Below are 13,296 nucleotides of genomic sequence, written 5' to 3'. Positions count from 1 at the left end.
ATTACTTAGACAATAAATCAAAATAGTTACCTATGTCAACGATCGTTTACTTGTCTCCTAGCCGGGCTAGAGTGGGGGAGTGGGCAACCAAGTGCAGGAATCAAAGGCTCTCGACGGCGGGGCTACGTTTGCGGATGACGAATTGGTCCGCTCGGGTCGGGATGCGGACGTCACGCGGCGGGCGCTCGTCCGGGCTGCCCGACGGCGTTTCGCCACGGAAGGTTACAGGGCCACCACGGTCCGCCACATCGCCGCGGACGCAGGCGTCAATGTAGCGCTCATTAGCAGGTATTTTGGATCGAAAGAAGGTCTCTTCGAGGCCTGCATGAACCGCACTGTGGATGAGCTTGATCCTCAAACCCGGGCTCGCGCATCCAGCGTTGATGAGGTGATAGCCCGGCTTCTCACACACGTCGTCGAAGCCCCCAACGCGGACGACCCCCTGCAACTCCTGCTCCTGCTGCGCTCATCCGGCGATGAGAACGCCGACGCGATCCGCCGCAGGACCTTGGAACGCTTCACGGAACAACTCGCTGCAGCAGCAGGGTGGAATGCGGATGTTCCCGCCTCGCAGCCGCTGCTTCTTCGCGCCCAGATGGCTATCGCACTCATGCTGGGGCTGGTGATGCTGCGGACCGCCACCGAGGTGCAACCCCTGGCTTCAGCTTCCGCTGATCAACTCACCGAGCCCCTCGAGCGTGTCCTCCGAGTCCTTCTGGACACCACGGAGAAGTAAGCGAGCGTCCGTACCGTACCGACGCTCTCTCACCTTTCGTCGTGTTTTCCGGAACGCTCTCTCACTGCTGACCTGGGATGGGCGCGGAAAGCATCAGCGCAACCGCTATTGGCGGAATGCGCCCGGATCTTGGTCGTCATTTCGTCTGGCAGCGGCTCGTATGACCAGGCGAACTATCAGGATCACTGCTATCGCGACCGCCACCGTTACAAGCAGGCCCAGAATTACCAGGATGTGCCAACCTTCAAGCCTCATCATTTCCCCCAAAGAAGATCTCCGCTTGCCCCGACCCTATAGGAAGGTGAGAGAGGGTGGGGGGTTTCCGGCCGTTTGGTGAGAGAGGTGTGGGGTTTCCGGCCGTTTGGTGAGAGAGGGTGGGGGGGTTTCCGGCCGTTTGGTGAGAGAGGGTCCGGGTCTCCAGCGACGCTCTCTCACCTTTCGTCGTGTTTTCCGGAACGCTCTCTCACTCCGGCGCGCTTTCGTCCGCCGTGCCGGGTGGCAAACTATGCCTATGCGGAACCTCATTTGGGTGGCGTTCACCGAGTCCGTGCAGCAGGGGCTGGTTTTTCCGCGCAGCGACTGGCCGCTGCACATCACGCTGTTAAGGTTCGACGTCGGCGCGAACGTGGGTGCCGACGTCGCCGATGTCCTTGCGGACCTGGCCGAAGCGCCAGTCAAGGGTGCGCTGGGAACCCGGCTGAGAGTGGGTGAAGAGGCGGGCTTCGGGCATCTGGGATCGATCCCGGTGAGCCTCATCGAGCACAACCCGCTGCTGCAGGGATTGCATGAAGAACTCGTTGAGGCGGCAAACGGAGTCGGCGGCAGAATCGCTACACCGAACTACGTGATGGAACGCTACCGGCCGCACATCTCGCATCACGACGGCAAGAGACCAAAGTCCGGAGACGCCGTCGTGCTTGACCAAGTAGCCCTGGTGGACATGGCTCCGGAAGGCGACCACACCATTCGGCGAATCCTCAGGCTCTGGACGCAGGACGCCCAGAGCCTGGAGGAAACTACGCGATAACTCCGTCCACCAGCGCCTTTGCCTCTTCCTGGACCAGGGCCAGGTGGTCGGCACCCTTGAAGGACTCGGCGTAGATCTTGTACACGTCCTCGGTGCCGGAGGGGCGGGCCGCAAACCAGGCGTTCTCCGTGACAACCTTCAGGCCACCGATCGAGGCGCCGTTGCCGGGAGCCTCGGTGAGCTTCGCGGTAATCTCCTCGCCAGCCAAGGAGGTAGCAGTGACGTCTGCAGCAGAGAGCTTGCCCAGCTTGGACTTCTGCTCGCGGCTGGCTGCCGCATCGATGCGGGCGTAGACGGGTGAGCCGAACTGGTCGGTGAGGCCCTTGTAGAGCTGCGACGGAGACTTGCCCGTAACGGCCGTGATCTCTGAAGCCAGCAGGGCCAGCAGGATCCCGTCCTTGTCCGTGGTCCACACGCTGCCATCGAGCTTGTTGAAGGATGCGCCGGCCGATTCCTCGCCACCGAAGGCGCCCTCGCCGGACAGCAGCCCGGGCACGAACCACTTGAAGCCAACCGGAACCTCAACCAGCTTGCGGCCCAGTCCCGCAGCGACGCGGTCGATGATCGAGGAGGAAACCAGCGTCTTGCCCACCACGGACTCCGGGTTCCAGCCGCTGCGGTTCCGGTACAGGTAGTGGATGGCGACTGCGAGGTAATGGTTCGGGTTCATGAGCCCGCCGTCGGGAGTAACGATGCCGTGGCGGTCGGCGTCGGCATCGTTGCCCGTGGCGACATCGTAGGCGGCCGTGCCGTCGGCACCCACGGACATCCGCTTGATCAGTGACGCCATGGCCGACGGTGATGAGCAATCCATGCGGATCTTCTCATCCCAGTCGAGCGTCATGAAGGCCCACTGCGGATCAACGGTGGGGTTCACCACGGTGAGGTTGAGTTGGTGGCGCTCGCCGATTTCGCCCCAGTAATCCACGGAGGCGCCACCCATGGGGTCGGCACCGATCCGGACGTCGGCCTCGCGGATGGCATCAAGGTTAAGGACAGAGGGAAGATCGTCCACATAGCTGCTGAGGAAGTCGAACTTGCCGGTGGTGTCGGCGGCCAGGGCATCGTTCAGGGGCATGCGCTTAACGCCGCGAAGCCCGTTCTCGAGCAGTTGGTTGGCGCGGTCGGCGATCCAGCCGGTGGCGTCAGTGTCGGCCGGGCCGCCGTGTGGTGGGTTGTACTTGAAGCCACCGTCGCCGGGCGGGTTGTGGCTGGGGGTGACCACAATGCCATCGGCCTGTGGAGTGCCGGCGCCGGCCTCGCTGTTGTACTTGAGAATCGCGTGGCTCAGGGCCGGAGTGGGGGTGTAGCCGTGGCGGGCGTCCACCAGCACGGTCACGCCGTTGGCGGCCAGTACCTCCAGTGCGGAGTTTTGCGCGGGCTCGCTGAGTGCGTGGGTGTCGCGTCCTATGAACAGCGGTCCGGTGATGCCCTGGCGGCCGCGATACTCAACGATTGCCTGCGTGATCGCAAGGATGTGCGGCTCGTTGAATGACGCCTTCAAGCTGGATCCGCGGTGTCCCGACGTTCCAAACGCCACGCGCTGCGCGGGATCGCCCAAGTCCGGAGCTACGTCGAAATACGCGTCCAGCAGGGCTGTGATGTCAACAAGGTCCTGGGGAAGGGCAACTGTGCCCGCTCGGCTAGCCATGGGGTCCAGCATGCCAGACCATGGGGCCTGCTGACAGGAAATGTCCGGGATCCGGCCCCTGTGACGCCGAAAGGCGCCCGGGCAACCCGGGAACCGGCCAAGTTTCACCTCGCGTTCAGGTGCACCTGCTAGCCAAAAGAGATCGCTCCCGCCCGGACCAAACCGGGCTGGAGCGAATTCCATCCAAACAGTCGCAAGAGCTAGACGGCGGTGTACCCGCCATCAACCAGCACGTACGAGCCTGTCATGAAGCTGGCCTTATCGGAGAGGAGGAATGTGGTGACGTTCGCGATCTCCTCAGCCTGTCCCAAACGGCCCAGCGGGTGCTTGGCCTCAAGTCCGTTGATGACTTCCTTCGGTGCGGCGGCCAACAGGGGCGTATCAATATAGCCTGGGCCGATCGCGTTGACTCGGAGGCCCTGTGCTCCATATTCAGCAGCAGCGTTCTTGGTCATGCCCACCACGCCGTGCTTGGCTGCGGTGTACGCGGCATTGCCGGGAGCAGCAACGGCTCCGTGGATGGATGCCATGTTGACGATTGCCCCTTCCGAGGCACCTGCGGCAAGAATGGCCGGGACCTGGTACCGCATTCCGTAAAGGACGCCGCTCAAGTTGATGGCGATGACGCGGTCCCAATCTTCGATGTCGATTTCTCCCACAGGAGCGCTCGCCCCGCCGATGCCGGCGTTGTTGACGGCGTAGTTCAGTGCGCCATACTTCTCTACGGCGAAATCGACGGCTTTCTTGCTGTCCTCGGCCACCGCTGTGTTGCCTTGGAACGGGACGGCGCTGCCGCCGTCGGCCGTGATCTGGTCTGCTACGCGTGTGGCGGCCTCGAGATTGACGTCCACCACCACCACGTTGGCGCCGTTCTTCGCGAGGTCTTTGCTGATCGCTTCTCCGAGTCCAGAGCCGCCGCCGGTGACCAGCGCGGTCTTGCCTTCGAAGTTACCCATGATTCCTCCTTCGCGGGACGGATCCCGCAGTTTCCGTAGTCAGCGCATCTTAAGTCGCTATTGACGTAAACCGAGTCTGACTCGAAAAAATTCCATGCGTATGCATGAATATGACGTTCGTCTCATCCGTGCGCTTCTCCTCCGGGCGCGCTACCTTATGCGCCGCCCCTGACGGCGGTAGTGTTGGGATCAAAGACCAATATGCAGGGGGATTCTCATGTCAGATCAGCCATCCAAGGGCAACGAGGACAAGCCGGCGGGCTACGAGCCGCCGCAGTACGTTCCGCCCGCACAGTTCAGCGCACCCGAGAGCACCCCGGTGCAGGGTTTCCCTGAGTCCGGCACGCCCGAGCCGGGCGCCACCCAGCCGCTTCCGCCGTACGAGCAGAGCGCCTACACGCAGAACGCCCAGGGCCAGAACGACTTCTACACACAGCAGCCGCCGCCCGCCAGCCAGAGCGCGTACACCCCGGGCAATTACAGCCAGCAGCCGCCTTCTCCGTATGGCCAGCCGCCCAGCCCCTACCAGCAGCAGCCTTACGGACAGCAGGCCTTCAACCAACAGCCGTACGGCCAGCCGCAGTCGCCGTATGGCCAGCCCGCTTACTACGCCATGCCCACGCAGCCCAAGGGCCTAAGCATCGCCAGCATGTGCTGTGGCATCGCGGTCTACATTGGCCTGGGCTTCTTCATCCTTCCGCAGATCGCGGCCGTGGTCCTGGGCCACCTCGCTTTGAAGCGCGAGCCCGCCGGCAAGGGAATGGCGATCGCCGGCTTGGTGATGGGTTACCTCGGCGTTGCGCTGACGGTTGTCTTCGGCATCATCTTCATTGCCGCGATCGGTGCCTCACGAAGCAGTTACAACTACTAAACAAACAGGTACGACGGCGGCCCTTGCGTCAGGTGGTTATCCCACCAAACGCAAGGGCCGCCGTCGTTGTCAGGTCCGTTGTCTTGGGGTCGGCGGCCTAGCGAACGCCGCCCATCAGCTTCTTGATCGCGGGCGAGGCAGCTGCAAGGCCAATAGCCAGGACCATTGCCACGCCACCGATGCCCAGGAAGTAGGGGAGTTCGTCGTCGGGGTTGTACAGACCGGCGAGGATGCCCGCCAGTGTGGTGCCCAGCGAGACGGACAGGAAGAACAGCGCCACCATCTGCGTGTGGAATGCCTGCGGCGCAAGCTTGGTGCTCACGGACAGGCCGATGGGGGAGAGGAACAGTTCCGCCAGGGTGAACATGAACAGGATGCCTACAAGTGCCAGCAGCGGAGTCTTGCCATCGCCGGCCAACGGGATGAAGGCAAGGAATGCCAGGCCCATGATGAACAGGCCCGCGGAGAACTTCAACGGTGAACTCGGCTGCTTGGAGCCGAGCTTGGTCCAGAGCGCAGCCATGACACCGGCGAAGATGATGATGAACACCGGGTTGATGGACTGGACCCAGGCGGCCGGCATTTCCCAGCCGAAGAGGTTGCGGTCCAGCTTCTCCTGCGAGTACACGGCGATGAACGTGAACTGCTGCTGGAACAGTGCCCAGAACCCGGCCGATGCAATGAACAAGGGGATGAAGGCCACTACGCGCTTGCGCTCCACGCCGGTCACCAACGGGCTACGGAAGATCAGGAACAGGTAGATCACTGCGGCGCCGATCGCGGCGTAGGCCATGCTGCTGGCCAGGTTGTTGGCGTTGACCAGTCCAGTGCCGAGCAGGACGGCCACCACAATCAGGATGCCCAGGAAGATCAGGCCGTACTTGGTGCGGTCCTTCGCCGGGAGCGGGTTGGGAACGCGGTGTGCTTCTTCCGGGAGGCGCTTGCGGCCCAAGGAGTAGATGACCAGGCCGATCGCCATACCCACCGCTGCAGCGCCGAAGCCGATGTGGAAGCCGTAACTTGTCTGCAGCCAACCAGTGACCAGCGGGCCGATGAGGCCGCCCAGGTTGATGCCCATGTAGAAGATGGAGAAGCCGGCGTCGCGGCGCTCGTCCTTCTCGCCGTACAGGGTTCCAACCAGTGCCGTGGCGTTGGCCTTCAGTCCGCCGGAGCCGATGCCCACCAGAACCAAACCGGCGATCAGGCCCGGAATTCCCGGGATGAGTGCCAGGGCGATGTGGCCGGCCATGATCATGATGGCCGATCCGAACAGGACCTTTTCGGAACCGAAGAGACGGTCGGCGAGCCAGGCGCCGAGGATCGTCGACAGGTACACGCCACCACCGTATGCACCCACCAAACCAGCGGCGAGGCCCTGGTCAATGGAAAGACCGCCCTGCTCAGCGGTGAAGTACATGTAGTAAAGCAGAATTCCCTGCATGCCGTAGAAGGAGAATCGCTCCCACATTTCCACGGAGAAGAGGCTGGCCAACATCTTTGGGTGGCCGAAGAATGACGTATCGCCCGCTGGCTTTGCGGACTCAGCCGTGGTTTGAGGTGTGCTCATTTTCTCAATGCTGGCACTGACTGCGGGCATTGTCACATCGATATATGCCCGGGGCAACCACTTTCCATATGCTAGACGTCGTGTTTAGGCGGCTTCGAGGGCGGCTGCAAGCTGGAGAAGCAACACTTCAGATCCCATGCGGCCAATGAGCTGAATTCCCATCGGCAAACCAGCGACTGTCGCGTGCACGGGAACGCTGATTGCCGGGAGTCCACACACGTTCACCATGGACGACCACGGCGCGTACTCGCACTGCCTTTTGTAGTCCTCGTCAGCGTCGCCGGCCCACTCGCTGGGCCACGGCTCGCCGCTGTGGCCGCCGCCCGTAAACCACCCAATGGGCCGCGGAGTCTGAGCCAGCGTCGGCATGAGGATGACATCCCATTGCGCGTATTGCGTGATCGTGTCCTGCTCGAACTGCCGCAGGAAACCCAATGCCTCATTCAGTTTCAGTGCGCTCCGTTGTTGCGCCCGACGCCGGAACGTGCGGGTAAGTGGCGTCAACAGTGCCTCACGCTGAGGTGCTATCCGGGCGCTTCCGACGCCGGCAGTCCAGGCCGTGGTGAACGCTTCGGGATAGCGGTTGTCGTAGCGGATTGCCGCTTCGGTCACGGTGTGGCCGGTTTTTTCGAGCAGTTCCGTGCCACGGGCCAGGGCGTCCATGGCCTCGGGCTCGACGCTGAAGGGGTAGGTGCCCGCCCATGGACTGTCCAGGCTCAGGCCGATCTTCAGGGGCTCCGGCGCCCGTCCCACATTGGCGAGGTATCCGCCGTCGGGGGCTTGATCCCTGGGAATCAGCGCGTCCATGAGCAGCGCAGCGTCCGCAGCTGTCCGCGCGAGTGGTCCGGCCACTACCAGCCCGGCGGAGTCGCCCGCGCTCGCGCCCGATGGCACTACGCCGCGGCCTGGCTTCAGTCCGACCAGTCCGCAGGCGCCGGCCGGAATCCGGATGGATCCGCCGCCATCGGTCCCGGGTGCGAACGGCACCAAGCCTGCGGCCACCGCTGCAGCGCTGCCCCCTGATGAGCCGCCGGAGCTTCGACCCAAGGACAGTGGATTGCGCGACGGCGGTGCGATGCGGTTTTCGCTGTACGCCGTCAGTCCGAACTCCGGAACCTGGGTCTTGCCCAGCGAGATGACGCCTTGGCCCTTCAATGTTGCCGCGAGAGCGCCATCCTCCGGCGCGGGCTTGTGTTCCAGGGCGGCGCTGCCGTGCGTCGTGGGTACGCCGGCCACGTCAGTGAGGTCCTTGAACGCCGTGGGCATCCCGTGAAGAAGGGCTTGCTCCTGGCTGCGCCCTTCGCGGACCAAGCAGGCGTGAAGCTGATCAGCATGGTGGGCAGCTGCCATGGCGCTCTCAGCAGTGACCATGACAAAGGCGCCCAGGTGCTTGTTCCGGGACTCGATCTCGCGGAGGAAATGTTCCGTGGACTCCCGGGCCGAGAGTTCGCCCGAAGCCAAAGCGTCGCGGAGCTCAACAGCGGTCAGTCGTGAAAGGTCGTCCGGGGGAAGATCAGCCAAGGAAACGCGACTCCAACCGTTCCTCCACAGCCACAGCGTCCACCGACTCGCCGGCGCCCGCTGTGACCCGGAAGGCTGCCTTGTTCTTCACTTCAGACACCACCTCCACAAGGTCAGTGCCGCGGTACACCAGCCCCACGCCGTCGTCCGTGCAGTGCGTCTCGCCAAGAGTGCCGTCGGCCACCAGTTTGTGGATTGCTGGAGCGCGCCGGGGCTCGGAGTCGTAGTGCACACCGCTCGCGTACGGAAGGAAACCCAGTGCATCGGTGACCGGGCGAAGTCCAGGGCCAAAAGAATCGGTCACTCCACCCTGGTACCAGCAAATGGAACCTGCGGACACGCCAGCCAGCACCACTCCGCCCTCCCATGCCTTCCGGAGGGCCCGGTCCAGTCCGTGCGCGCGCCAAACGGCCAGCAGGTTCACCACCGAGCCGCCGTTCACCCACACCACGTCCTGCTCCAGCAGATGGGACTCCGGGTCCTCGATGTTCGGCATGGTGAAGAGATTGAGATGGCTGAAGTCGAACCCCGCGATGCGTGCGGCCTGGTCCATTTCCGCTGCCCACCATCGCTGGTCTCCGGACGCCGTGCCGATGTGGGTCACGCGGGGCGCGCGGCCGGTCACTCCGGAGAGCTCCACCGCGTAATGCATCAGGTGGTTGAACTCGATCCTGGTGCGGTCGCCCGGCTTGTATCCGCCGGATGTTGCCAGAATGGTGGGTTGCCCGGTAGTCACGGGGTACTCCTAACAGCAGATTTTGGGGGGATGGCTTGGGTCCCAGTCTTAACGTCCGGGCTTCCGTAAGCAACCACCTGCCGATTCGCGTTACTTGGCTGAGCTGCGGGGACTAGGCTGAATGCTGGACTTAATCGATGGGAAAGGACCGCCATGAGCGACTTCGATACCGTGCCTGTGGGCGATATTCCGGCTGACGCCAGCATTTTGGACGTTCGCGAAGACTACGAGTGGGTTGCCGGGCACGCTGAAGGTGCGCGCCACATCCCCATGGACCAGCTGCCGGCGCGCTTGGACGAACTGGACCCGGACGACGACCTCTTTGTCATCTGCCGTACTGGGGGCCGTTCTTTCCGGGCAGTCCAGTGGTTGGTGGGCCAGGGCTACTCGGCGGTCAATGTGGCTGGGGGCATGGATATGTGGTTCGAGGCCGGCAAGCCGATGGTGTCGGACAACGGCCTCAAGCCAGTAGTTCTCTAGCCGCGTATATAACCAGCAAGGAATATTCGATGTCAGCAGTCACCTATACGTTCCTCGGCCCTGAAGGCACCTTTACTGAGGCCGCCCTCATGCAGGTGCCAGGGGCTGCTGACGCCACCCGCATTCCGTGTACCAACGTGAACACGGCCCTGGAGCGGGTGCGGACCGGCGAGGCTGATGCGGCCATGGTCCCCATCGAGAACTCGGTTGAGGGCGGGGTCACCGCCACGCTGGATGCGATCGCCACGGGCCAGGAACTTCGGATCATCCGTGAGGCCCTTGTTCCCATCACCTTCGTGCTCGTGGCGAGGCCCGGCGTCGAACTTTCCAGCATCAAGCGGATCTCCACGCACGGTCACGCCTGGGCGCAATGCCGGCTCTGGGTAGACGAACACCTGCCGAACGCGGACTATGTTCCAGGATCCTCCACGGCAGCTTCGGCCATGGGCCTGCTGGCAGACGACGCGCACTACGAGGCCGCCATCTGCGCCCCGCTGATCGCCGCCGAACAGCCCGGACTCAACGTTCTGGCCCGGAACATCGGCGACAATCCGGACGCCGTCACCCGCTTCATCCTGGTGAGCCGGCCAGGACTCCTGCCGGAGCGCACAGGCGCGGACAAAACAACTGTGGTGGTGCCGCTGCCCGAGGACCACCCGGGTGCCCTCATGGAAATTCTGGACCAGTTCGCCTCACGCGGAGTGAACCTGAGCCGCATCGAATCGCGGCCCACCGGACAGTATCTGGGGCACTACTTCTTCAGTATCGACGCCGATGGACACGCCTCCGATTCACGGGTGGCGGACGCCCTGGCAGGACTGCACAGGATCAGCCCGGCAACACGTTTCCTGGGCTCATATGCCCGCGCGGACAAGCAACCGGCCGTGGTGGCACCGCATACTTCGGATGCCGCTTTTGCCTCGGCGCATGCTTGGGTTGACTCGATCGTCAAAGGCTCATAGGCGGCGTCCACAGGGCGCCATCATTCCTCTTTCGCAGTGATGCTTCTGTGCGTATGCTTGCCTGATCCATAAACGATGGATGAATATCAAACGAAAGGGAACGGTCATGACTGTCCACAGCGATGACAAAGACGGCCAGGGCATGATCGTCAATCCCAAGCCCTCGAGTGACAACAAAGATGACTGGGACGGCGACGATGCTGATCGTGCGGATCGCCTGCGCTTTGAAGAAGAACAAGCCATGATCAAGGAGCAGTCCGAGGCCCGGGCTGCTGCCAAGGCGGCCGCTGAAGAAGCAGAGAAGAACGCAGCCCAACCCGGGAAGGGCGCTGTCTAGAGGCTCTTTGCCTTTGGCACACGCACCAGCAGGGACCCCGGTTCCACCTGCACGGTGACCTTGGTGGCCTCACCCGACGGGTCGCCGTCCAGCTGTGTGGCCATCGGTTCCTGGCTCCGGATGGTGACCTTCCCGGAGCGGTAGAAGCTCATCATGGGCAGGTTCCGGTTGTGTTTGAACAACACCTTTGTGTACATGGCGAGCCAGCCAAAGGCGCTGCGCGGGCTCATCACCACAATGTCCAGCATGCCGTCGTCAATCATGGCCTGCGGAATGAAGTCGATGCCGCCAGGGATCAGTCCACAATTTGCGAACAGCACGCTGCGGATCTTCCGGGCCTGCTCGGGCTGGTCATCCATGGTGATGGTGACGCGTTTTCGGCGGCCGGGCAGGTGGCGGACGCCGGCTTCCGTATAGGCCAGCCAGCCTACGCTTTTCTTGAGGTTATCCCTGGTGTCGCCAACAACCTCTGCGTCCAGGCCCATGCCCGCGATGACCAGGAACGTATGCTCGGCAGACTCGCCAGTGATCTCGTTATCGATGCCCATGGTGGCGGTGTCGATGAAGCGCTGATGGCCGAACAGCGCGGTCTGGATGCAGCCAGCCAGGTCCGTGACGTCCAGGTCCACGTTGCGGGCCAACAGGTTTCCCGTGCCGAGAGGTATCAGGCCCATGGCCACGTTCTTGTGGGCCAGTGACTCGGCCACAACCCGGACTGTGCCGTCACCACCGCAGGCAAGAACGACGTCGGCCCCGTAGGCCAAAGCTTGCCGGGACTGCCCGTAGCCGGGGTCGTCAGCGGTAGTTTCGAAGAATCTTGGCGCGTCCCAGCCGGCAAGATCGCACGCTTCAAGGATGGCGCGGCGGGCCTCGTCCGCGTTGTTCTTCACAGGGTTGAGGATCACCGCCACCCGCTGGTCTCCGGGACTTGGCTTGTGCGCATCCTCCCGGACCGCGCTCCTGATGTGCCGGGCTTTCAATCGGCGCACACCCCACCAACTGGAGACGGCAAACGCCACGCCCCCAGCGAGAATCACGTACAGGATCCAGTCGCTCATGGTGCTCCAACACTATCCTCCTGGACAGCCCCGTTCTGCCGCACGGCAGCGCGGCCCAGGTTTAGCCGCCGCAGCACCGGGAAATCGCAGCCGATTCGATACTCTTGTGTGGTGATCGACGTAAAAGACCTCAGCGAAAATCCGGACAAGTTCCGTGCCAGCCAGCGCGCCCGTGGCGCCGACGAGTCCGTTGTGGACGCGATCATCTCCGCCGACTCCTCCCGCCGTGCCGCCCTGATCCGGCATGAAACCCTGCGCGCAGAGCAGAACGCCTTCGGCAAGAAGGTGGCCCAGGCCAAGGGCGAGGAAAAGCAGGCCCTCCTGGCCGAGGTCAAGGAACTGGCCAACTCGGTCAAGGCCGCTTCCGCCGAGGCCGAAGCCGCGCAAGCCAAGCGCGATGAGCTGCTCCGCGTCATCCCCAACCTCGTGGTGGACGGCGTCCCCGAGGGCGGCGAAGACGATTACGTAGTGGTCAAGACCGTGGGTACTCCCCGCGAGTTCACTGACTTTGAGCCCAAGGACCACCTTGAAATCGGCGAACTGATCGGCGCGATCGATATGGAACGCGGCGCCAAGGTTTCCGGCTCGCGCTTCTACTTCCTCCGCGGCGTGGGCGCCCGCTTGGAAATGGCGCTGCTGCAGATGGCCATGGAACAGGCAATCGATGCCGGCTTCGTGCCCATGATCACCCCCACTTTGGTGCGCCCTGAAACCATGCAGGGCACCGGTTTTGATGTAAAGCACGACGCCGAGATCTACCGTCTCGCTGAAGACGACCTTTACCTTGTGGGAACCTCGGAGGTTGCCCTGGCCGGCTACCACGCAGACGAGATCCTGGACCTCTCCGCCGGCCCCATCCGGTATGCGGGCCAGAGCTCCTGCTACCGTCGCGAGGCCGGTTCGCACGGCAAGGACACCCGAGGCATCATCCGCGTGCATCAGTTCAACAAGGTGGAGATGTTCATCTACACCACCGTTGAGGAGGCTGCTGCCGAGCACGAGCGCCTGCTGGCCTGGGAAGAGGAGATGCTGGCCAAGTGCGAGCTTCCCTACCGCGTGATCGACACCGCTGCCGGTGACCTGGGAATGTCCGCGGCCCGCAAGTTCGACTGTGAAGCCTGGGTTCCCACGCAGAACGCTTACCGCGAGCTGACGTCCACGTCCAACTGCACCACGTTCCAGGCACGCCGCCTCAACATCCGCGAACGCGTGATCAATGAGGAAGGCGTCGCCAAGGGCACGCGTGCCGTTGCCACACTGAACGGCACCTTGGCCACCACCCGCTGGATCGTGGCCATCCTTGAGCACCACCAGAACCCGGACGGTTCCGTCAACGTTCCCAAGGCGCTGCAGAAGTACCTCGGCGGCCTCGAGGTTCTGCCGGTTCTTTAGCT

Annotated in this window: 13 protein-coding genes; 7 read left to right on the top strand and 6 right to left on the bottom strand. The window is 63.3% G+C overall.

Features of this window, described 5'->3' with window-relative positions:
- The first annotated feature begins 79 nt into the window (after window positions 1–79).
- Window positions 80–736, top strand: a complete 657-nt coding sequence (locus tag BLW08_RS13130; RefSeq protein ID WP_217639242.1) for a TetR/AcrR family transcriptional regulator — start codon at window positions 80–82, stop codon at window positions 734–736.
- A gap of 511 nt (window positions 737–1,247) precedes the next feature.
- Complete coding sequence (locus BLW08_RS13125) at window positions 1,248–1,763, top strand: 2'-5' RNA ligase family protein (RefSeq protein ID WP_091325626.1); 516 nt, start codon at window positions 1,248–1,250, stop codon at window positions 1,761–1,763.
- On the opposite strand, the gene pgm is transcribed toward BLW08_RS13125, so the two are convergent.
- Together pgm and BLW08_RS13115 are read right to left on the bottom strand one after the other, a co-directional pair.
- Window positions 1,753–3,414: a phosphoglucomutase (alpha-D-glucose-1,6-bisphosphate-dependent) gene (pgm, locus tag BLW08_RS13120; RefSeq protein ID WP_254779857.1), complete on the bottom strand. Its 1,662-nt coding sequence runs from the start codon at window positions 3,412–3,414 to the stop codon at window positions 1,753–1,755. The genes BLW08_RS13125 and pgm overlap by 11 nt on opposite strands.
- Window positions 3,415–3,614: 200 nt before the next feature.
- Window positions 3,615–4,370: an SDR family NAD(P)-dependent oxidoreductase gene (locus BLW08_RS13115; protein WP_091325622.1), complete on the bottom strand. Its 756-nt coding sequence runs from the start codon at window positions 4,368–4,370 to the stop codon at window positions 3,615–3,617.
- Between the two features lie 217 nt (window positions 4,371–4,587).
- Here BLW08_RS13115 and BLW08_RS13110 point away from each other — a divergent pair, with 217 nt between their 5' ends.
- On the top strand, window positions 4,588–5,241 hold the full coding sequence (locus BLW08_RS13110) for a DUF4190 domain-containing protein (protein ID WP_091325620.1): 654 nt from the start codon (window positions 4,588–4,590) through the stop codon (window positions 5,239–5,241).
- A 97-nt stretch (window positions 5,242–5,338) separates the two neighbouring features.
- On the opposite strand, the gene BLW08_RS13105 is transcribed toward BLW08_RS13110, so the two are convergent.
- Genes BLW08_RS13105 through BLW08_RS13095 form a run of 3 tightly spaced genes read right to left on the bottom strand, consistent with a single transcriptional unit; the run spans window position 5,339 to window position 9,065 of the window.
- Window positions 5,339–6,838 (bottom strand): peptide MFS transporter, encoded by a 1,500-nt coding sequence (locus BLW08_RS13105; RefSeq protein ID WP_090822317.1) that lies wholly within the window; start codon window positions 6,836–6,838, stop codon window positions 5,339–5,341.
- A gap of 54 nt (window positions 6,839–6,892) precedes the next feature.
- Window positions 6,893–8,329, bottom strand: coding sequence for an amidase (locus tag BLW08_RS13100; RefSeq protein ID WP_091325618.1), 1,437 nt, complete (start codon window positions 8,327–8,329; stop codon window positions 6,893–6,895).
- Window positions 8,322–9,065 (bottom strand): Type 1 glutamine amidotransferase-like domain-containing protein, encoded by a 744-nt coding sequence (locus tag BLW08_RS13095; protein ID WP_091325617.1) that lies wholly within the window; start codon window positions 9,063–9,065, stop codon window positions 8,322–8,324. Before BLW08_RS13095 ends, BLW08_RS13100 begins: the two co-directional genes overlap by 8 nt.
- Window positions 9,066–9,218: 153 nt before the next feature.
- On the opposite strand from BLW08_RS13095, the gene BLW08_RS13090 reads away from it, so the two are divergent.
- The 3 genes from BLW08_RS13090 to BLW08_RS13080 all read left to right on the top strand — a co-directional run bounded on the left by BLW08_RS13090 (window position 9,219) and on the right by BLW08_RS13080 (window position 10,844).
- Window positions 9,219–9,545 (top strand): rhodanese-like domain-containing protein, encoded by a 327-nt coding sequence (locus tag BLW08_RS13090; protein ID WP_017198239.1) that lies wholly within the window; start codon window positions 9,219–9,221, stop codon window positions 9,543–9,545.
- 29 nt (window positions 9,546–9,574) lie between these two features.
- The gene (gene pheA / locus BLW08_RS13085) at window positions 9,575–10,507 is read left to right on the top strand and encodes a prephenate dehydratase (protein WP_091325615.1); all 933 of its coding nucleotides are present in this window, start codon (window positions 9,575–9,577) and stop codon (window positions 10,505–10,507) included.
- Between the two features lie 106 nt (window positions 10,508–10,613).
- Window positions 10,614–10,844 carry a hypothetical protein gene (locus BLW08_RS13080; RefSeq protein WP_090822325.1) on the top strand — a complete coding sequence of 77 codons (231 nt, stop codon included), beginning with the start codon at window positions 10,614–10,616 and terminating at the stop codon, window positions 10,842–10,844.
- Here BLW08_RS13080 and BLW08_RS13075 read toward each other — a convergent pair.
- Window positions 10,841–11,902: a diacylglycerol/lipid kinase family protein gene (locus BLW08_RS13075; protein ID WP_091325613.1), complete on the bottom strand. Its 1,062-nt coding sequence runs from the start codon at window positions 11,900–11,902 to the stop codon at window positions 10,841–10,843. The genes BLW08_RS13080 and BLW08_RS13075 overlap by 4 nt on opposite strands.
- A gap of 111 nt (window positions 11,903–12,013) precedes the next feature.
- Here BLW08_RS13075 and serS point away from each other — a divergent pair, with 111 nt between their 5' ends.
- Window positions 12,014–13,294, top strand: a complete 1,281-nt coding sequence (gene serS / locus BLW08_RS13070; RefSeq protein ID WP_091325988.1) for a serine--tRNA ligase — start codon at window positions 12,014–12,016, stop codon at window positions 13,292–13,294.
- Window positions 13,295–13,296 lie beyond the last annotated feature (2 nt).

This window comes from Arthrobacter sp. cf158 (assembly GCF_900106835.1).
GTDB lineage: Bacteria > Actinomycetota > Actinomycetes > Actinomycetales > Micrococcaceae > Arthrobacter.
Note: the sequence above shows the minus strand (reverse complement) of the source record. Positions and strands in the feature narration are given on the sequence as shown.